Below are 19,590 nucleotides of genomic sequence, written 5' to 3' on the forward strand. Positions count from 1 at the left end.
TTCACCCGAAAGGGAGGCACACCAGATTCCTCTCATTTAAAATCGCCCCTCCCCCAGCATCTATACTTATCTTTTTGCACTGTTTTCTCACTGGAGGAGTCATGCGGTGGATCCTGTTCATCCTCTTCTGCCTGCTGGGCGCACCTGCCCACGCGGTATCCATACCCGGCGTTACAACCACAACGACAACGGACTCAACGACTGAATCGGCCCCGGAACCGGATATCGAACAAAAAAAAGCGGCCTATGGCGCACTGGCGGATGTGCTGGATAATGACACCTCGCGTAAAGAGTTGATCGACCAGTTGCGCACCGTCGCCGCGACGCCCCCTGCGGAACCGGTCCCGAAGATCGTGCCGCCAACGCTGGTTGAAGAGCAAACTGTGCTGCAAAAGGTCACCGAAGTCAGCCGCCATTATGGTGAAGCCCTTTCCGCCCGCTTCGGGCAACTTTATCGCAATATCACCGGCTCCCCGCATAAGCCGTTTAATCCACAAACCTTCAGCAATGCGCTGACCCATTTTTCAATGTTAGCGGTTTTAGTGTTTGGTTTTTACTGGCTGATTCGCCTGTGCGCACTGCCGCTGTATCGCAAAATGGGCCAGTGGGCGCGGCAAAAAAATCGTGAGCGCAGTAACTGGTTGCAGCTTCCGGCAATGATTATCGGGGCGTTTATTATCGACCTGCTGTTACTGGCTCTGACATTATTTGTCGGTCAGGTTTTAAGCGACAACCTGAATGCGGGCAGTCGCACCATCGCTTTCCAACAAAGTTTGTTTCTCAACGCCTTTGCCCTGATTGAATTTTTCAAAGCCGTACTACGCCTGATTTTTTGCCCAAACGTGGCGGAGCTGCGCCCGTTCACGATTCAGGACGAGAGCGCCCGTTACTGGAGTCGCCGCCTTAGCTGGTTAAGCAGTTTGATAGGCTATGGCCTGATTGTGGCAGTGCCGATTATCTCTAATCAGGTGAATGTACAAATTGGCGCGCTGGCAAACGTGGCAATCATGCTGTGCATGACCATCTGGGCGCTGTACCTGATCTTTCGTAATAAAAAAGAGATTACCCAACATTTGCTCAACTTTGCGGAGCATTCGCTGGCCTTTTTCAGCCTGTTTATCCGCGCCTTTGCGCTGGTCTGGCACTGGCTGGCAAGCGCCTATTTTATCGTGCTGTTTTTCTTTTCGTTGTTCGATCCAGGCAACAGCCTGAAATTTATGATGGGCGCGACGGTACGCAGTCTGGCGATTATTGGTATCGCAGCGTTTGTTTCCGGTATGTTTTCCCGCTGGCTGGCGAAAACCATCACTCTCTCGCCACATACTCAGCGAAATTATCCGGAGCTGCAAAAACGGCTGAATGGCTGGCTTTCGGCGGCGCTGAAAACGGCGCGTATTCTGACAGTCTGCGTGGCGGTAATGTTGCTGTTGAGCGCATGGGGATTGTTCGATTTCTGGAACTGGCTGCAAAACGGTGCGGGGCAAAAAACGGTAGATATCCTGATCCGTATCGCGCTCATTCTTTTCTTCTCAGCGGTTGGCTGGACGGTGCTCGCCAGTTTGATCGAAAACCGGCTGGCTTCGGATATTCATGGCCGCCCGCTACCCAGCGCCCGCACGCGTACCCTGCTGACGCTGTTTCGTAACGCGCTGGCAGTGATCATCAGTACCATCACCATCATGATTGTGTTGTCGGAAATCGGCGTCAACATTGCGCCGCTGCTGGCAGGTGCGGGGGCGTTGGGGCTGGCTATCTCTTTCGGTTCGCAAACGCTGGTGAAAGATATTATCACCGGGGTATTTATTCAGTTTGAAAACGGTATGAACACCGGAGATTTAGTGACCATCGGGCCGTTGACGGGTACGGTGGAACGAATGTCGATTCGATCCGTTGGCGTGCGCCAGGATACCGGGGCGTATCACATCATTCCGTGGTCTTCGATTACCACCTTTGCCAACTTTGTCCGTGGCATTGGTTCAGTGGTGGCAAATTACGATGTTGATCGCCATGAAGATACTGATAAAGCCAATCAGGCGCTGAAAGATGCGGTAACGGAACTGATGGAAAACGAAGAAATTCGCGGGCTGATTATTGGTGAACCGAACTTTGCCGGGATTGTCGGCTTAAGCAATACCGCGTTTACGTTGCGAGTGTCGTTCACCACTCTGCCACTCAAACAGTGGACGGTACGCTTTGCCCTCGACAGCCAGGTGAAAAAGCATTTCGACCTGGCGGGTGTTCGCGCGCCAGTGCAGACTTATCAGGTGCTGCCGGCGCCGGGCGCGGCCCCGGCAGAACCGCTGCCACCGGGGGAGCCAACGCTTTAACGCTGGCGATTGACAAAACGGCGACGCTGCTCGTCGTTCATAAAGGTCCAGGCAATAAAGCGACTCTGCTTTTGCCCCTGGGCCATCTCTTTTTTTACCACCTTCACCGCGCCCACGTCCGTCAAAGCACGATACAACGGCGGTAAGTTTTCACCACGAGATACCAGCGAGGTAAACCACATCACTTGCTTCGCGAAGCCTTTGCTCTCTTCAATCATCTTTTTGATAAAGGCGACTTCACCGCCTTCACACCACAACTCCTGTTGCTGACCACCAAAGTTCAGTGCATCGTCTTTGTTCAGCCCAAGGTTACGGCGTTTACGCTCACTACCTGCCCGTGCCGCAGCGGCGGAATCGTGGAATGGCGGGTTACACAAGGTCGCGTCGTATTGCTCGTTTTTGTGGATGATACCGTTAAAAATCGCCCCGCTCTCTTTCTGCCGACGCAGACGAATGGCGCGGTTAAGCCCCGGATTAGCACTGATGATCGCCTGCGCACTGCTTAACGCCTGGCTGCTGGTTTCGCTGCCGGTAAAACGCCAGCCATATTCATGTACGCCAATCAGCGGGTAAATACAGTTCGCACCAACGCCGATATCCAGAATGCTGGCTTTAGATGGAATTGTTCCGCTTGCTTCTGCCAGTAAATCGGCAAGGTGATGAATATAATCCGCCCGGCCCGGTACTGGCGGGCAGAGAAAACCGTCCGGAATGTCCCAGTTCGCTACGGCGTAAAAATGGGCCAGCAACGCCTTATTGAGCGCCTTCACCGCCAGCGGATTGGCAAAGTCTACGCTTTGCTCCCCGGCGGGTGTAAGCGTGAGGAATTGCTTGAGTTCAGGATTGACCTGACAAAGCGTGGCGAGATCGTAGCGGCTGTGATGACGGTTGCGCGGATGCAACCCCGGTTTCTGGGCGGACATAGCATTCTCCTTTAAGCAGCGGCGTAAGATACCCGCATAACGCGACAGGGTAAATATCTGGCTGCATTTATCATTCCCCAAAACCTTAACATGACTATGGTTTATGGCAATTCACCATAAAAATCAGCATCATGCATGTCATTGATTGGTCTTATTTTGTAAAAATATATCGTTCAAAAAACAAGCACATCTCTGTCAATTTTTTGCGTCATTTGCATCGCACAGGCGACCTACACTTATCAGGCACTACTCGTTGTATTTCTGAGGATGTCATTATGAAAAAGTGCCTCGCACTACTGATTGCCACCGTCCTGAGCGGAATCTCTCTCACGGCTTATGCCGCGCAGCCTCTGAGTAACCAGGACAGCGGTCAGCTACGGCCCGCCGGTACCGTTTCGGCGACCGGCGCATCAAACCTAAGCGATCTGGAGGATAAATTGGCAGAAAAAGCGCGCGAACAAGGCGCGAAAGGTTATGTCATTAATTCCGCAGGCGGAAATGACCAGATGTTCGGTACTGCAACCATCTACAAATAACCCCACCAACGTAACTGCATTCGCCTCTGGATGCAGTTTTCGTCTGTTTTGTAATCAAAAAACATCAAATATGAACACAATGTAAATAAATGTATTTCTTTTTCGCGCAATGGGTGATAGAAAATCGCTCCAAGTGATAATGCTTATCAAAATTATTATCACTTTCACAAGTACTATTACGGGATTAACAGTGGCATTGCATCCGCAGAGATGCTTTCTCGTGACAGTGAAAACTTAAACATATAAGAAAAAGTCACCTGCTAAATGGAAAACAATCGCAATTTCCCTGCCAGACAATTTCATTCGCTCACGTTCTTTGCCGGTCTTTGTATTGGCATCACGCCTGTGGCACAGGCACTCGCCGCCGAAGGGCAAACTAACGCGGATGACACGCTGGTTGTCGAAGCATCAACGCCTTCGCTTTATGCGCCACAACAATCTGCCGATCCGAAATTCTCGCGTCCGGTAGCGGATACGACCCGCACGATGACGGTGATTTCCGAACAGGTGATTAAAGATCAGGGCGCGTCTAACCTTACCGACGCACTCAAAAACGTCCCCGGCGTAGGCGCATTTTTTGCTGGTGAGAACGGTAACTCCACCACTGGCGACGCCATTTATATGCGCGGTGCCGATACTTCTAACAGTATTTATATTGATGGCATTCGCGATATCGGCAGCGTCTCGCGCGACACCTTCAATACCGAACAGGTCGAAGTGATTAAAGGCCCGTCCGGTACCGACTACGGGCGCAGCGCGCCGACGGGCTCAATCAATATGATCAGCAAGCAGCCACGCAATGATTCCGGCATTGACGCCTCCGCCAGTATTGGCAGCGCCTGGTTCCGCCGCGGCACGCTGGACGTCAATCAGGTGATTGGCGATACCTCCGCGGTGCGTCTGAATGTGATGGGCGAAAAAACGCACGATGCCGGACGCGACAAAGTCAAAAATGAGCGTTACGGCGTCGCCCCTTCTGTCGCTTTTGGCCTTGGCACAGCGAATCGTTTGTATCTTAATTATCTGCATGTCACCCAGCACAACACGCCAGACGGCGGCATTCCGACCATCGGTTTGCCGGGCTATTCCGCCCCATCTGCGGGAACAGCGGCACTGAATCATTCCGGAAAAGTAGATACGCATAACTTTTATGGCACGGATTCCGATTACGACGATTCGACCACCGATACCGCCACCATGCGTTTTGAGCACGACATCAACGATAACACCACCATTCGCAATACGACTCGTTGGTCGCGCGTAAAGCAGGATTACCTGATGACGGCGATTATGGGCGGGGCGTCGAATATTACCCAGCCCACCAGCGATGTGAATACCTGGACCTGGTCACGTACGGCGAACACCAAAGATGTGAGTAATAAAATTCTCACCAACCAGACCAACCTGACTACCACATTTTATACCGGCTCTGTCGGTCATGATGTCAGTACTGGCGTGGAATTTACCCGTGAAACGCAGACCAACTACGGCGTTAATCCGGTGACGTTACCGGCGGTGAATATTTATCATCCTGACAGCAGCATTCATCCCGGCGGCCTGACGCGCAACGGCGCAAACGCCGATGGTCAGACGGATACCTTCGCAATTTATGCCTTCGATACGCTGCAAATCACCCGTGATTTTGAGCTGAACGGCGGGATCCGTCTGGATAATTATCATACTGAATATGACAGTGCCACCGCCTGCGGCGGCAGTGGACGCGGCGCAGTCACCTGCCCTGCTGGCGTGGCAAACGGCTCTCCGGTCACCACCATCGACACTGCCAAGTCGGGCAATCTGGTGAACTGGAAAGCCGGGGCGCTGTATCACCTGACGGAAAACGGCAATGTCTATATTAACTATGCCGTTTCCCAGCAGCCGCCAGGCGGCAACAACTTCGCCCTTGCGCAGTCTGGCAGCGGTAACAGCGCCAGCCGCACCGACTTTAAACCGCAAAAAGCCAACACCAGTGAGATTGGCACCAAATGGCAGGTGCTGGATAAACGCCTGTTGCTTACCGCCGCGCTGTTCCGTACTGATATCGAAAATGAAGTTGAGCAAAACGATGACGGAACTTACTCGCAATACGGTAAAAAACGCGTCGAAGGCTATGAGATATCCGTGGCCGGGAATATCACGCCCGCGTGGCAGGTGATTGGCGGATATACCCAGCAAAAAGCGACCATTAAAAATGGCGCGGACGTGGCTCAGGATGGTTCATCATCACTGCCATATACGCCGGAGCACGCCTTTACCTTATGGAGCCAATATCAGGCAACCGATGATATTTCCGTTGGCGCGGGCGCGCGTTACATCGGCAGTATGCATAAAGGTTCAGACGGCGCGGTGGGAACGCCAGCATTTACCGAAGGTTATTGGGTCGCCGATGCCAAACTGGGGTATCGGGTTAATCGCAATCTCGACTTCCAGCTAAATGTCTACAACCTGTTTGATACCGATTACGTCGCCTCGATCAACAAGAGCGGCTACCGTTATCACCCGGGCGAACCAAGAACGTTCCTGCTCACCGCCAATATGCATTTCTGATTCAGATGTGGGGCGCACGGCCCCACTTTTTGGAGAATTTGTATGATGTACCACATTCCTGGCGTGCTATCGCCACAGGACGTCGCCCGGTTTCGCGAACAACTGGAACAAGCCGAATGGGTTGATGGACGAGTCACCACCGGTGCACAAGGCGCACAAGTTAAGAGCAATCAGCAAGTGGACACCCGCAGCGCCCTGTACGCCGCACTGCAAAATGAGGTGCTGAACGCGGTTAACCAACATGCTTTGTTCTTTGCCGCTGCCTTGCCGCGTACCCTTTCCACACCGCTGTTTAATCGCTATCAGAACAATGAAACTTATGGTTTTCATGTGGATGGCGCAGTACGCAGCCATCCACAAAACGGCTGGATGCGCACTGACCTTTCTGCCACGCTGTTTTTGAGCGATCCACAAAGCTACGACGGCGGCGAACTGGTCGTTAATGACACCTTCGGACAACATCGGGTAAAACTCCCGGCTGGCGATCTGGTGTTGTACCCCTCCAGCAGCCTGCACTGCGTGACACCCGTAACCCGCGGCGTGCGAGTGGCATCATTTATGTGGATCCAGTCGATGATCCGCGATGATAAAAAGCGCGCCATGCTGTTTGAACTGGACAACAATATTCAGTCGCTGAAAAGCCGCTATGGCGAAAGTGAAGAGATCCTGTCGCTGCTCAATCTTTATCATAATCTGCTGCGGGAATGGTCGGAGATCTGACGCTTGAACTGCCCGAGTTCGTCCCTATATTAGCTACACTTAACTGTACAAGCATTGATATGGAGGGGACGATATGGCATCCGGTTGGGCTAACGATGACGCCGTCAACGAACAGATCAACAGTACAATTGAAGATGCGATTGCCCGAGCTCGGGATGAAATTCCGCGTGGCGAAAGCCTGTATGAATGTGAAGAGTGTGGCGCCCCCATCCCGCAGGCCCGTCGGGAAGCCATTCCTGGCGTGCGCTTATGCATTCATTGTCAGCAGGAGAAAGATTTACAAAAACCAGCTTATACAGGATATAATCGCAGAGGTTCGAAAGACAGCCAGTTACGTTAACTGCAACTGGCGCGATGCATAGCGAGTATAATTTGTATTTTGCGTGGCATTCCGTGCCTTTAACGCTATCGTGACTGCCACGCGATATAAAACGGGTCCATAAGTACAACAAATAAATGGTTTATCAATATGTTAGATATCAATCAATTTATTTGAACAAGGCGGTCAATTCTCTTCGATTTTATCTCTCGTAAAAAAACGTGATACTCATCACATCGACGAAACAACGTCACTTAAACAAAAATCACCTGCGAGAGATTAATTATGAAAACTATCAATACTGTTGTTGCTGCTATGGCTCTTTCAACTCTGTCATTTGGCGTGTTTGCGGCGGAACCGGTAACGGCATCTCAGGCCCAGAGCATGAATAAAATCGGCGTAGTTTCTGCCGATGGCGCATCCACCCTCGATGCCCTGGAAGCGAAACTGGCTGAGAAAGCTGCGGCAGCCGGTGCTAGTGGATACAGCATTACTTCCGCCACCAACACTAATAAATTAAGTGGTACCGCGGTAATTTATAAGTAATTCGTAAGCCGGATCAAGCGTTTACGCTACGTCCAGCACAGTATTTCCCTGTCTGTTTGCCGACAGACGCATATGCTCTAACCCTCATTGATCCTATGTTACCCTTGTTTGCCCGTCCGATACTGGACGGGCTTTTTTTAGCTGGCTAATTGTTAGCAGAAAGCCTGCAACGTCTCTTCTGACATACCAACCTGTCGCGCTGCATCGCAAATGGCCTGCCAGCTCCCGGCATCCAGCGGGATCCCAAACTCCTGCCGTTCACGGCGCATATTCACTTCCCACTCGCCCGGTAGCAAAATCGGTTTATCTTCATCATGCGGCGAAGCTTTCACCCACTGGGTAAAGGCTTCGGTCTGCGCGCTACAATCCGGTGCGCCGAAGAGTTCCGGGTTGATGATGATAGTGGTCATGCAGTTAAAAATGGCATCGGGACTGGTTTGTAACGTTTCCTGATGCGTCGTTTTACCGCCGGAAAGCGCCCCGCCAAGAATTTCACACATCACCGCCAGCGCGTAGCCTTTATGTTCGGCAAAGGTCAACAGCGCCCCCAACGGCGACTCCTGCATTACCGCCGGATTGGTCGTCGGCGCACCGTTAACATCAATCAGGCAGCCTGGTGGAACGGGGACGCCTTTATGCCAGGCGACACGGGTTTTGCCAAATGCGATGGCGCTGGTGGCGTAATCGAGCAACAGCGGGAAATTATCTTTACGTGGGAAAATCACACAGAACGGATTGGTGCCAAAGCGGCTGTCGCGGCCGTGGAACGGAGCAACCATTGGAATACCCACCACGTTAACAAAGTGGATAGAGACAAACCCCGCCGCCGCGCACTGTTCCGCCCAATAACCGATTCGGCCGATATGATGCGAGTTATGTAGCGCCACGGCGGCAATGCCGTGCTGACGCGCTTTCTCAATCCCCAGCGCCATCGCTTCGTGTGCCGCTACCTGACCAAATGCGCGATCGCCATCAAGCGTGACCACAGCCCCCGCCTCTTTGATAATTTTGGCGTGATGGTTGATTTGCAAAGAACCCAGCCTCCAGGAATGCACATAGCTTGGGATCATGCCAATACCATGTGAATCATGCCCAGCCAGATTTGCCGCGATTAAATGATCGGCAACTAATTTTGCTTCCTGTTCCTCGCTCTCCATCTGACGAAATACAGCCTGAATAAAACTGTGCAGCGTCTGAGCATGAAAGCGATGACCACTTTCCATGGTTAACTCCTGTTTATGTTTTGTGTTTGTTGTTTTTTTATGCTGCACGCCGGACGCGGGAAGGTCAATAAAGATGCAGGAATTTCATATTGCGGTGGGGTAAAGGCCGGATGACATTGCTCATCCGGCGGAGAAAAAAATTAAAATGCCTGATTAACGCGCGCCAGACCGTCGTTAACGGTTGCCATTTCACCCGCCGCCAGCAGGCAGCAAGCCATCTGGATTTTCAGCGATTCAGGAATCGGTTCGCTGCCAGCCAGGCAACGCTCAATCCACTTCGCCGTGGTTTCCGGGTCTTTTGCTTGTGGCAGTAGCTCGTTGCCAGCAGTGTCCTGTTTTTCATACAGCACCCGCATCCCTTCACGGTCGATCAAATTGATTTGCGGGCAGCGTTGCGGATTAGCATAAACTTCACCTTCGGTGCCATGCATTAACAGCGCTCGTCCGCCAATATCGCTAAAGAATTTTGCGACTCGCCCGATATATTCCGGATGCGAAACGCTGGAAAGACGCAGCGCCTCACCTTCGGCAAATGGCGTCGCCAGTTTCGCCAGGGTATGCGCACTGTTACGCACGCCCATCCGCCAGCGCATCGCCAGTTGTTTTTCCAGCGGCGGGCAAAACGCGCCTACAGGCATAAACACCGGTTGATGTTCGTCGAGCTTCGCCTGCGCCTGCCCGGCATGTAGCATTGGCGTAATACCCATCAGTTCGAAAATGGTTTCGGTCAGCACGCGGGTTGGATCTTCGCTAACGCCGTGAACCACCACAGGAAAACCGAGTTTGTGTAGCAGAAGTGCCAGCAACGGCGTCAGGTTGGCCTGTTTACGCGCACCGTTGTAACTGGGGATGACAATGGGCATCGGCTTGCCGGTAGGCGGCGTCAGCTTGATGGTGTGATTTTGCATGGCTTCGTAAAAGCCGAGCATCTCTGCTTCCCCTTCCCCTTTGATACGTAGCGCAATCAATACGCCGCCCAGCTCGAGGTCAGGGACTTCACCGTTGAGCATATGGGCATACAGACCGCGCGCAGTATCCCGGTCTAAATCGCGCGCGTGGTTTTTCCCGCGCCCGATCTCTTTAATGATTTTGCGATAGTCCATTTACGACTCCTTACCTGACTCACATCATTAACGCCGCCGACGGCGTGGGGATTTCGCTTTTTCTTTCTTTTTAACTATACCTTCAGGGACTTCCGGTTGCTCAATCGGAAATACCGGTAATGCATCCAGTAGTCGCTTGCCATAGTTTTTGGTCAGCAAGCGTTTATCGTAAATCACCACTTCCCCCCAGCAGCCGTGGCTTCGGATCAAACGCCCAACCTGCTGGATCAGGTTAAACGAGGCGCTCGGCAGGCTTTGCACCTCAAACGGATAGCGGTTGAGGCTTTTCAGCCATTCTCCTTCGGTGATCACCACCGGGCTGTCAATAGGCGGAAAAGCGATTTTGTGGATATGCACCTGGCTGAGAAGATCGCCTTTCAAATCCAGCCCTTCGGCAAAAGACTGTAAACCCACCAGTACGCTGCGCTCACCGTTGGCGACGCGTTTGCGATGCAGTTCAACTAAACGGTAACGCGGCTGATCGCCCTGCACCAGCAACATCAACCGTAAATCCGTCACATAGTCGAGAAACCGCTGCATCGCACGCCCGCTGGCAAACAGTACCAACATACCGAGATGTTTTTTGCTCTCCACCTGCTCACGGAAGAACGCCGCCATTTCAGCAATGTGCTGTTCTTCGTTGTCAATGGAAGGCTCAAAGCGCATCCGAGGAATAACAATTTTGCCCTGTTCGCAGTGGTTGAAGGGAGAATCCAGCGCCACAAAGCGGTCGCCCGCTTTCTCTTTCAGCCCGCTCATCTCCTGCAAACGCGAAAAACTGTTCAGCGATCGCAAGGTCGCGGAGGTGACAATAATGTGCGGAATGCTGCGCCACAGCAGCCTTTCCAGCTGATCGCTAACACGTATTCCCACGCAGTGAAACCAGAGATGCAGCTGCCCGTCGCGCTCTTCCCGCGTCGCCCATTTGGTCACGGGCGCACCGGAAGATTGCGCCAGCGAGGCCAGCCGCCAGAGTTTGCTTTGCGCCTCAAACATCCCCAGCGCGCGGTTCATCTGCAAAATCAAACGGTGCAGACGCACAATGTCATGAGTACCAGTTTTCTCGCTTAAATCGTTAAGAAATAACTCCGCCAGACCACGCAGCATCTCGGTGAGTTTTGCCAGCCGCTGGCAGATCTCCAGCACTTCATCAGGCAGTTCGCCCATCGCAAAACGGTGTTCTGCCTCCTGTCCGGCAGGCATGTAGAGATTGAGAATGTTGTTTAACGAGGCGATAAGCTCATACAACTCTTCACAATGCGCATTCAAACGCTCAGGGATCGCCAGCGGTGGGATTGTCTTCGGGCGAAACTGCTCCATGCAGGTAGCGACCAGTTTGGTGAACAAGTCCAGCTGTAGCCGATACCACGGTGCGGTGATTTCGGCGCTCATCTCCAGCGCATCTCGCGCCACATCCGGCAGGTGATGACCTTCGTCCAGCACCAGCAGCAGATTTTTCGGGTCAGGTAATACGGCTTCGCTTTCCATCGCCGCCATCACCAGCGCATGGTTTGCCACCACCACTTCCGCTTCCTGAATCTCCCGACGGGCAACAAAAAACGGGCATTCGCGATAGTAATAACAGTTGCGGTTAAGGCAACTGGTCTTGTCGGTACTCAAACGACGCCAGAGATCGTCATCTATCGCGATATCAGTATGATCGCGCAGACCATCCCATTTATAAGTGTCGAGATCGCCCTTCAGCTTCGCACAACGTTTTTGCTCTTCCTGATTATTTGGCGTCAGTTCGTCGTCAAGAAACGCCAGCAGATCTTGTTGCGTGGGTTCAGTGCTGGCGAGCGCCGTCAGATTACGCGGGCAAACGTAGCGCCCACGCCCAAAAGCGGCAGTGAATTTAAGATCGGGAATGATCTTTTTCAGCAGCGGTAAATCTTTGCTGTAGATCTGATCCTGCAACGCCACGTTGGCGGTACTCACCACCAGCGTTTTTTGCTCTTCGCGGGCAATGGCGATGCCGGGGATCAAATAGGAGAGCGTTTTCCCAACGCCGGTGGGCGCTTCAATCGCCAGATGGCGTCCTTCTTCTCCGGCCAGCGTTTTGGCGACGTCCGCAATCATCTGCCGCTGCGGCGCACGGGGAATAAAGTCGGGGATCTGTTCCTGAAGCGCCTTATACCAGGCGGCGATTTGCGCTTTAAGCGCGGCGGTTAATGCCATGAGAAAACCTGAAATACTGTATAAACAGCCAATATTGTGGCATTTTTCGGTTTTCAGGGGTAATGGTTTTTCTGTTTCTGGAAAGCGGCTCGCAATAACGTTTACTGGAGGTGAGATTTTCCCGCAGCAGAAGAAGCATCATTGCGTAGTAAAAGACAATGCACGCAGGCTTATTGCGCTGGCGGCCATTGCAGGGCGGTATGTAAAACACGCAATACCGAGAGCGTATCGCCCTCCACTTGATAGATAAGCACATAATGCGGCCTGACAACGGCTTCATGTGTACCAGCGACTCGTCCGGCCCGGTACATATCCGGGCGTTCACATGCCTGTTCCGCAATGGCTTCAAATTGATTATCCAGGGCAATTGCCGCTTGCGGATTATCTTTACTGATGTATTCCATGATTTGCTCCCTGTCAGACAGGGACATTGGCTTCCATTCCAGACGTATTAATCCCCCTTCAACAAGGCTTTTTTACGGGCAGCAAATAGACTTTTGGCCTCTTCATGAGAGAGTGCCGGACGTGGGTCGTCAATGGCGGCCTGCACCTGTTCACGAAACCAGGCATCATACGCGGCAGCTTCATGAGCTCGTTTTAATGCCTCTGCCCTGTCAGGTCGGGTCGTTTTCTTCTGACCGTCCGGGTCGTAATTAGAGGCGTCGACTTCAAACCGGGCAATACCAACATCTTTCAGGTAGTTGACAACCGTTTCCAGCCGTTTAAACAAGCGAATTTGCCGACTGCGTTGTGCTGCAAGAGGCCGTTCAGTGTGGCCGTATTTCACGGTCAACGACCAGCCTCCCTGAGTGCCAATAACGTGTGCTGCATCCACTACGCCAGATTCAACCAGTTTATGTAAGGTTGAGTGATCGATCGTTTCTGGTGCCATAATGCGCTAACCTCTTTGTATACGGCATGCAATTTATAATTAAAGATAGCGCAATTAATAATAAGTTGCAGCACCTTGATCGTAAATTGCCCAAGATATAATTGCGGTAGAAAGAGACTTGTTGCGAAGATGCCGGGCATAGCCCGGCATAAAAGATTACTGCGCAGCGGCAGGTTTACGCGGACGGCGACGACGTTGTTGCTCGCCTGCCGGTTTGGCATCGCCGAGGCGACGAGACGGTTTTTCTGCGGGCTTCGCATTACCAGACTTCGCACCACCTTCAGCGCGGCGTGGTTGCTGTTGACCGCGACCACCACCTTGCCCACGACCGCCGCCACCACGTTGCTGGCGACCATTCTGGATTGGTTCCGCTTTGATTGACGGGTCCGGCTCATAGCCAGGAATCGCAATGCGCGGGATCTCTTTTTTCAGCAGTTTTTCGATATCACGCAGCAGTTTGTGTTCATCAACACATACCAGCGACAACGCTTCACCAGTAGCTGCCGCGCGACCGGTACGCCCGATACGGTGGACATAATCCTCCGGTACGTTTGGCAGTTCATAGTTGACGACGTGCGGCAGTTCTTCGATATCCAGACCGCGCGCAGCGATGTCAGTTGCCACCAGCACGCGAATATCGCCCGATTTAAAATCGGCCAGCGCACGAGTACGCGCACCTTGCGATTTATTACCGTGGATCGCCGCACTACGGATGCCATCTTTATTGAGCTGTTCCGCCAAATGGTTAGCGCCATGTTTGGTACGGGTAAACACCAGCACCTGCTGCCAGTTCCCTTTACCAATCATATGCGACAGCAATTCGCGTTTGCGTTTCTTATCAACAAAGTGAACGTGCTGGGTCACCTGATCAGACGCGGTATTGCGGCGTGCCACTTCGATTTCCAGCGGGTTGTGCAGCAGTTTTTCTGCCAGCGCTTTAATATCGTCAGAGAAAGTGGCGGAGAACAGCAGGTTCTGGCGCTTCGCTGGCAGTTTTGTTAACACGCGACGAATATCGTGGATAAAGCCCATGTCGAGCATGCGGTCAGCTTCATCGAGGACGAGGATTTCTATCTGGTCCAGCTTCACCGCATTCTGATGTTCCAGGTCCAGCAAACGTCCCGGCGTTGCCACCAGAACATCAACGCCGCCACGCAGTTTCATCATCTGCGGGTTAATGCTCACACCACCAAACACCACCAGCGAACGAATGTTCAGGTATTTGCTGTAATCACGGACATTTTCGCCAATCTGCGCCGCCAGTTCACGGGTCGGGGTAAGAATGAGCGCACGTACCGGACGACGCCCTTTGGCGTGCGGCTCGCGGGAAATCAGGTGTTGTAGTAGCGGCAACGTAAAGCCCGCTGTTTTGCCCGTGCCGGTCTGGGCACTGGCCATCAGGTCGCGGCCTTCCAGCACCGCAGGGATCGCCTGCTGCTGAATAGGGGTGGGTTCACGGTAACCTTGCTCGGCAACGGCGCGCAGGATATCAGGGCTTAAACCCAAAGAATCGAAAGACATAACTACTCCGAACCGCCCCGACCGTTACCGGTGTAGTTTTCAGGGAGATACTGAAAAGGAAAATGACAAAAACCACAATGTCATGAGGGAGCGGAGTGTAGCAGTTTTTGTGACGCAGCGCATAAATTATCCCTGTGACTGGCGTTGCTAAAATTCCTGGCCATACTGGACAACGCTAAAAATGAGTCATAATCTTAATCAATCATTTGATTAAGAATGGGCTGTGCTATGAATAGTCCTGCCATGACAACCAAAGGTGAACAGGCGAAAAAACAGCTGATTGCTGCGGCACTGGCACAGTTTGGTGAGTATGGAATGAACGCCACCACCCGCGATATCGCCGCCCAGGCCGGGCAGAATATCGCTGCCATTACCTATTACTTCGGTTCGAAAGAAGATTTGTACCTCGCCTGCGCCCAGTGGATTGCCGATTTTATTGGCGAGCAGTTCCGTCCGCACGCCGAGGAAGCCGAACGCTTGTTCGCACAACCACAGCCGGATCGCGCCGCTATCCGCGAACTGATCCTTCGCGCCTGCAGGAACATGATCCAACTGCTCACCCAGGATGACACCGTCAACCTCAGCAAGTTTATCTCCCGTGAACAGCTCTCTCCCACGGCGGCCTACCATCTGGTGCATGAACAGGTGATTAGCCCGCTACACAGCCACCTGACACGCCTGATTGCCGCCTGGACCGGCTGCGACGCCAATGACACCCGCATGATCCTTCATACCCATGCGCTGATCGGCGAGATTCTGGCGTTTCGTCTCGGCAAAGAAACGATTCTGTTACGTACCGGCTGGACCGCGTTCGATGAAGAAAAGACCGAACTGATTAACCAGACGGTAACCTGTCATATCGACCTGATTTTGCAAGGATTATCGCAAAGGAGTTTGTAGTGATGAAAAAACCTGTCGTGATTGGACTGGCGGTAGTGGTACTTGCCGCCGTGATTGCCGGAGGCTACTGGTGGTATCAAAGTCGCCAGGATAACGGCCTGACGCTGTATGGCAATGTGGATATTCGCACCGTAAATCTGAGCTTCCGTGTCGGTGGTCGCGTTGAATCGCTGGCGGTGGACGAAGGTGATGCGATCAAAGCGGGTCAGGTGCTGGGCGAGCTGGATCACAAGCCATATGAGATTGCGCTGATGCAGGCGAAAGCGGGCGTTTCGGTGGCGCAGGCGCAGTATGACCTGATGCTTGCCGGGTATCGCGATGAAGAAATCGCTCAGGCTGCCGCCGCTGTAAAACAGGCACAGGCCGCTTATGACTATGCACAGAACTTCTATGCTCGTCAGCAAGGATTGTGGAAAAGCCGCACCATTTCGGCAAATGACCTGGAAAATGCCCGCTCCTCGCGCGACCAGGCGCAAGCCACGCTGAAATCAGCACAGGATAAATTGCGTCAGTACCGTTCCGGTAACCGTGAACAGGACATCGCCCAGGCGAAAGCCAGCCTCGAACAGGCACAGGCGCAACTGGCGCAGGCGGAACTGAATTTACAGGACTCAACGCTGGTAGCTCCGTCTGATGGCACGCTGTTAACCCGCGCGGTAGAGCCTGGCACGGTGCTCAATGAAGGTGGCACAGTGTTTACCGTTTCACTAACGCGTCCGGTGTGGGTACGTGCCTATGTTGACGAACGTAATCTCGACCAGGCCCAGCCAGGTCGCAAAGTGCTGCTTTATACCGATGGTCGCCCGAATAAGCCCTATCACGGACAAATTGGCTTTGTCTCGCCAACCGCTGAATTTACGCCGAAAACCGTCGAAACGCCGGATCTGCGTACCGACCTCGTCTATCGCCTGCGTATTGTGGTGACCGACGCCGATGATGCGTTACGCCAGGGAATGCCGGTGACGGTACAATTCGGTAACGAGGCAGGACATGAATGATGCCGTTATCACGCTGAACGGCCTGGAAAAACGCTTTCCGGGCATGGAAAAGCCCGCCGTCGCGCCGCTCGATTGTACCATTCATGCCGGTTATGTGACGGGGCTGGTGGGGCCGGACGGTGCGGGCAAAACCACGCTGATGCGGATGCTGGCGGGATTACTGAAACCCGACAGCGGCAGCGCCACGGTGATTGGCTTTGATCCGATCAAAAACGACGCTGCGCTGCACGCCGTTCTCGGCTATATGCCGCAGAAATTCGGTCTGTATGAAGATCTGACGGTGATGGAGAACCTCAATCTGTACGCGGATTTGCGCAGCGTCACCGGTGAAGCACGTAAACAGACTTTTGCTCGCCTGCTGGAGTTTACGTCTCTTGGTCCGTTTACCGGACGGCTGGCGGGCAAGCTCTCCGGCGGGATGAAGCAAAAACTCGGCCTGGCCTGTACCCTGGTGGGCGAACCGAAAGTGTTGCTGCTCGATGAGCCCGGCGTCGGCGTTGACCCTATCTCACGGCGCGAACTGTGGCAGATGGTGCATGAGCTGGCAGGCGAAGGAATGTTAATCCTCTGGAGCACCTCGTATCTCGACGAAGCCGAACAGTGCCGCGATGTGCTGCTGATGAATGAAGGCGAGTTGTTGTATCAGGGAGAACCGACGGCCCTGACGCAAACCATGGCCGGACGCAGCTTTCTGATGACCAGTCCACACGAGGGCAACCGCAAACTGTTGCAACGCGCCTTGAAACTGCCACAGGTCAGCGACGGCATGATTCAGGGGAAATCGGTACGCCTGATCCTCAAAAAAGAGGCCACGCCAGACGATATTCGCCATGCCGACGGGATGCCGGAAATCGACATCAACCCAACCACGCCCCGCTTTGAAGATGCGTTTATTGACTTGCTGGGCGGTGCCGGAACCTCAGAATCGCCGCTGGGCGCAATATTACATACGGTGGAAGGTACACCTGGCGAGACGGTGATCGAAGCGAAAGAACTGACCAAGAAATTTGGTGATTTTGCCGCCACCGATCACGTCAACTTTGCCGTTAAACGTGGGGAGATTTTTGGTTTGCTCGGGCCAAACGGCGCGGGTAAATCCACCACCTTTAAGATGATGTGTGGTTTGCTGGTGCCGACCTCTGGTCAGGCGCTGGTACTGGGGATGGATCTGAAAGAGAGTTCAGGTAAAGCGCGCCAGCATCTCGGCTATATGGCGCAAAAGTTTTCGCTCTACGGCAACCTGACGGTCGAACAGAATTTACGCTTTTTTTCTGGTGTTTATGGCTTACGCGGTCGGGCGCAGAACGAAAAAATCTCCCGTATGAGCGAGGCATTTGGCCTGAAAAGTATTGCCTCACACGCCACCGATGAACTGCCATTAGGTTTTAAACAGCGGCTGGCACTGGCCTGTTCGCTGATGCATGAACCGGACATTCTGTTTCTCGATGAACCAACTTCCGGCGTTGATCCCATCACCCGCCGTGAATTTTGGCTGCACATCAACAGCATGGTAGAGAAAGGCGTCACGGTGATGGTCACCACCCACTTTATGGATGAAGCGGAATATTGCGACCGCATCGGCCTGGTGTACCGTGGGAAATTAATCGCCAGCGGCACGCCGGACGATTTGAAAGCACAGTCGGCTAACAATGAGCAACCCGATCCCACTATGGAGCAAGCCTTTATTCAGCTGATCCACGACTGGGATAAGGAGCATGGCAATGAGTAATCCGATCCTTTCCTGGCGTCGCGTGCGGGCGCTGTGCGTCAAAGAGACGCGGCAGATCGTTCGCGATCCGAGTAGCTGGCTGATTGCGGTAGTGATCCCACTGCTACTGCTGTTTATTTTTGGATACGGCATTAACCTCGACTCCAGCAAGCTGCGCGTCGGGATTTTACTGGAACAGCGTAGCGAAGCGGCGCTGGATTTCACCCACACCATGACCGGTTCGCCCTACATCGACGCCACCATCAGCGATAACCGTCAGGAACTGATCGCCAAAATGCAGGCGGGAAAAATTCGTGGTCTGGTGGTGATTCCGGTGGATTTTGCGGAACAGATGGAGCGCGCCAACGCCACCGCACCGATTCAGGTGATCACCGACGGCAGTGAGCCGAATACCGCCAACTTTGTGCAGGGGTATGTCGAAGGGATCTGGCAGATCTGGCAAATGCAGCGAGCGGAGGATAACGGGCAGACTTTTGAACCGCTTATTGATGTACAAACCCGCTACTGGTTTAACCCGGCGGCGATAAGCCAACACTTTATTATCCCCGGTGCGGTGACCATTATCATGACGGTCATCGGCGCGATTCTCACCTCGCTGGTGGTGGCGCGAGAATGGGAGCGCGGCACCATGGAGGCTTTGCTCTCTACGGAGATTACCCGCACGGAACTGCTGCTGTGTAAGCTGATCCCTTATTACTTCCTCGGTATGCTGGCGATGTTGCTGTGTATGCTGGTGTCGGTGTTTATTCTCGGCGTGCCGTATCGCGGTTCGCTGCTGATTCTGTTTTTTATCTCCAGCCTGTTTTTACTCAGTACCCTGGGGATGGGGCTGCTGATTTCAACGATTACCCGCAACCAGTTCAACGCCGCTCAGGTCGCCCTGAACGCCGCGTTCCTGCCGTCGATTATGCTTTCCGGCTTTATATTTCAGATCGACAGTATGCCCGCGGTGATCCGCGCGGTGACGTACATTATTCCCGCACGTTATTTCGTCAGCACCCTGCAAAGCCTGTTCCTCGCCGGGAATATTCCAGTGGTGCTGGTGGTGAACGTGCTGTTTTTGATCGCTTCGGCGGTGATGTTTATCGGCCTGACATGGCTTAAAACCAAACGTCGGCTGGATTAGGG

At 53.2% G+C, this 19,590-nt stretch carries 17 protein-coding genes and 1 pseudogene; 10 read left to right on the plus strand and 8 right to left on the minus strand.

Annotation, left to right across the window (positions count from 1 at the left end; translation table 11 throughout):
* Positions 1–101 precede the first annotated feature (101 nt).
* Positions 102–2,327 carry a mechanosensitive channel protein gene (gene ybiO, locus D9738_RS06265; protein ID WP_130259769.1) on the plus strand — a complete coding sequence of 742 codons (2,226 nt, stop codon included), beginning with the start codon at positions 102–104 and terminating at the stop codon, positions 2,325–2,327.
* Here ybiO and rlmF read toward each other — a convergent pair.
* Positions 2,324–3,250, minus strand: a complete 927-nt coding sequence (gene rlmF, locus D9738_RS06270) for a 23S rRNA (adenine(1618)-N(6))-methyltransferase RlmF (RefSeq protein ID WP_165383320.1) — start codon at positions 3,248–3,250, stop codon at positions 2,324–2,326. The two genes, ybiO and rlmF, sit on opposite strands and share 4 nt — an antisense overlap.
* A 275-nt stretch (positions 3,251–3,525) precedes the next feature.
* On the opposite strand from rlmF, the gene mcbA reads away from it, so the two are divergent.
* From mcbA to ybiJ, 5 genes are all read left to right on the plus strand, one after another.
* Positions 3,526–3,786, plus strand: a complete 261-nt coding sequence (gene mcbA, locus D9738_RS06275; protein ID WP_130205133.1) for a DUF1471 family periplasmic protein McbA — start codon at positions 3,526–3,528, stop codon at positions 3,784–3,786.
* Positions 3,787–4,050: 264 nt separating this feature from the next.
* The gene (locus D9738_RS06280; RefSeq protein WP_130259771.1) at positions 4,051–6,333 is read left to right on the plus strand and encodes a catecholate siderophore receptor Fiu; all 2,283 of its coding nucleotides are present in this window, start codon (positions 4,051–4,053) and stop codon (positions 6,331–6,333) included.
* Between the two features lie 42 nt (positions 6,334–6,375).
* Positions 6,376–7,053: a PKHD-type hydroxylase YbiX gene (ybiX, locus tag D9738_RS06285; RefSeq protein WP_130205129.1), complete on the plus strand. Its 678-nt coding sequence runs from the start codon at positions 6,376–6,378 to the stop codon at positions 7,051–7,053.
* A 73-nt stretch (positions 7,054–7,126) separates the two neighbouring features.
* Entirely contained in the window at positions 7,127–7,393 is a 267-nt protein-coding gene (ybiI, locus tag D9738_RS06290) for a C4-type zinc finger protein YbiI (RefSeq protein WP_130259772.1), read from the plus strand.
* A 264-nt stretch (positions 7,394–7,657) separates the two neighbouring features.
* Positions 7,658–7,918, plus strand: coding sequence for a DUF1471 family protein YbiJ (ybiJ, locus tag D9738_RS06295; RefSeq protein ID WP_130259773.1), 261 nt, complete (start codon positions 7,658–7,660; stop codon positions 7,916–7,918).
* 13 nt (positions 7,919–7,931) lie between these two features.
* Here the strand turns inward: ybiJ and ybiE are convergent.
* The 7 genes and pseudogenes from ybiE to rhlE form a co-directional block, all read right to left on the minus strand.
* Positions 7,932–7,990 (minus strand): annotated as a pseudogene (gene ybiE / locus D9738_RS25045) (protein YbiE).
* An 80-nt stretch (positions 7,991–8,070) separates the two neighbouring features.
* On the minus strand, positions 8,071–9,141 hold the full coding sequence (locus D9738_RS06300) for a malate/lactate/ureidoglycolate dehydrogenase (RefSeq protein WP_130259774.1): 1,071 nt from the start codon (positions 9,139–9,141) through the stop codon (positions 8,071–8,073).
* Between the two features lie 140 nt (positions 9,142–9,281).
* Entirely contained in the window at positions 9,282–10,244 is a 963-nt protein-coding gene (gene ybiB / locus D9738_RS06305) for a DNA-binding protein YbiB (protein ID WP_130259775.1), read from the minus strand.
* A 27-nt stretch (positions 10,245–10,271) separates the two neighbouring features.
* A complete protein-coding gene (gene dinG, locus D9738_RS06310) occupies positions 10,272–12,422 on the minus strand; it encodes an ATP-dependent DNA helicase DinG (RefSeq protein WP_130259776.1) in 2,151 nt (716 codons plus the stop codon).
* A gap of 170 nt (positions 12,423–12,592) precedes the next feature.
* The gene (locus D9738_RS06315) at positions 12,593–12,874 is read right to left on the minus strand and encodes a type II toxin-antitoxin system RelE/ParE family toxin (protein WP_130259777.1); all 282 of its coding nucleotides are present in this window, start codon (positions 12,872–12,874) and stop codon (positions 12,593–12,595) included.
* A complete protein-coding gene (locus tag D9738_RS06320) occupies positions 12,874–13,314 on the minus strand; it encodes a hypothetical protein (protein ID WP_001522657.1) in 441 nt (146 codons plus the stop codon). Before D9738_RS06320 ends, D9738_RS06315 begins: the two co-directional genes overlap by 1 nt.
* A 156-nt stretch (positions 13,315–13,470) precedes the next feature.
* Positions 13,471–14,835 carry an ATP-dependent RNA helicase RhlE gene (gene rhlE / locus D9738_RS06325; RefSeq protein ID WP_130205115.1) on the minus strand — a complete coding sequence of 455 codons (1,365 nt, stop codon included), beginning with the start codon at positions 14,833–14,835 and terminating at the stop codon, positions 13,471–13,473.
* A 228-nt stretch (positions 14,836–15,063) separates the two neighbouring features.
* On the opposite strand from rhlE, the gene cecR reads away from it, so the two are divergent.
* From cecR to D9738_RS06345, 4 genes are read left to right on the plus strand one after another with little or no spacing between them, the layout of a single operon-like run.
* Positions 15,064–15,735, plus strand: a complete 672-nt coding sequence (cecR, locus tag D9738_RS06330; RefSeq protein WP_024191852.1) for a DNA-binding transcriptional regulator CecR — start codon at positions 15,064–15,066, stop codon at positions 15,733–15,735.
* A 2-nt stretch (positions 15,736–15,737) separates the two neighbouring features.
* On the plus strand, positions 15,738–16,733 hold the full coding sequence (gene hlyD, locus D9738_RS06335) for a secretion protein HlyD (protein WP_130205709.1): 996 nt from the start codon (positions 15,738–15,740) through the stop codon (positions 16,731–16,733).
* Positions 16,726–18,462 carry an ATP-binding cassette domain-containing protein gene (locus tag D9738_RS06340; RefSeq protein ID WP_130259778.1) on the plus strand — a complete coding sequence of 579 codons (1,737 nt, stop codon included), beginning with the start codon at positions 16,726–16,728 and terminating at the stop codon, positions 18,460–18,462. Before hlyD ends, D9738_RS06340 begins: the two co-directional genes overlap by 8 nt.
* On the plus strand, positions 18,455–19,588 hold the full coding sequence (locus tag D9738_RS06345) for an ABC transporter permease (RefSeq protein ID WP_000070131.1): 1,134 nt from the start codon (positions 18,455–18,457) through the stop codon (positions 19,586–19,588). Before D9738_RS06340 ends, D9738_RS06345 begins: the two co-directional genes overlap by 8 nt.
* Positions 19,589–19,590: the final 2 nt, after the last annotated feature.

It is taken from the genome of Escherichia sp. E10V5, assembly GCF_004212315.1.
In the GTDB taxonomy this organism is placed as follows: Bacteria; Pseudomonadota; Gammaproteobacteria; order Enterobacterales; family Enterobacteriaceae; genus Escherichia.

Coding starts and splice junctions, on each gene's coding strand:
- ybiO (WP_130259769.1), top strand. CDS start 102: ATGCGGTGGATCCTGTTCATCCTCTTCTGCCTGCTGGGCGCACCTGCC.
- rlmF (WP_165383320.1), bottom strand. CDS start 3,250: ATGTCCGCCCAGAAACCGGGGTTGCATCCGCGCAACCGTCATCACAGC.
- mcbA (WP_130205133.1), top strand. CDS start 3,526: ATGAAAAAGTGCCTCGCACTACTGATTGCCACCGTCCTGAGCGGAATC.
- D9738_RS06280 (WP_130259771.1), top strand. CDS start 4,051: ATGGAAAACAATCGCAATTTCCCTGCCAGACAATTTCATTCGCTCACG.
- ybiX (WP_130205129.1), top strand. CDS start 6,376: ATGATGTACCACATTCCTGGCGTGCTATCGCCACAGGACGTCGCCCGG.
- ybiI (WP_130259772.1), top strand. CDS start 7,127: ATGGCATCCGGTTGGGCTAACGATGACGCCGTCAACGAACAGATCAAC.
- ybiJ (WP_130259773.1), top strand. CDS start 7,658: ATGAAAACTATCAATACTGTTGTTGCTGCTATGGCTCTTTCAACTCTG.
- D9738_RS06300 (WP_130259774.1), bottom strand. CDS start 9,141: ATGGAAAGTGGTCATCGCTTTCATGCTCAGACGCTGCACAGTTTTATT.
- ybiB (WP_130259775.1), bottom strand. CDS start 10,244: ATGGACTATCGCAAAATCATTAAAGAGATCGGGCGCGGGAAAAACCAC.
- dinG (WP_130259776.1), bottom strand. CDS start 12,422: ATGGCATTAACCGCCGCGCTTAAAGCGCAAATCGCCGCCTGGTATAAG.
- D9738_RS06320 (WP_001522657.1), bottom strand. CDS start 13,314: ATGGCACCAGAAACGATCGATCACTCAACCTTACATAAACTGGTTGAA.
- rhlE (WP_130205115.1), bottom strand. CDS start 14,835: ATGTCTTTCGATTCTTTGGGTTTAAGCCCTGATATCCTGCGCGCCGTT.
- cecR (WP_024191852.1), top strand. CDS start 15,064: ATGAATAGTCCTGCCATGACAACCAAAGGTGAACAGGCGAAAAAACAG.
- hlyD (WP_130205709.1), top strand. CDS start 15,738: ATGAAAAAACCTGTCGTGATTGGACTGGCGGTAGTGGTACTTGCCGCC.
- D9738_RS06340 (WP_130259778.1), top strand. CDS start 16,726: ATGAATGATGCCGTTATCACGCTGAACGGCCTGGAAAAACGCTTTCCG.
- D9738_RS06345 (WP_000070131.1), top strand. CDS start 18,455: ATGAGTAATCCGATCCTTTCCTGGCGTCGCGTGCGGGCGCTGTGCGTC.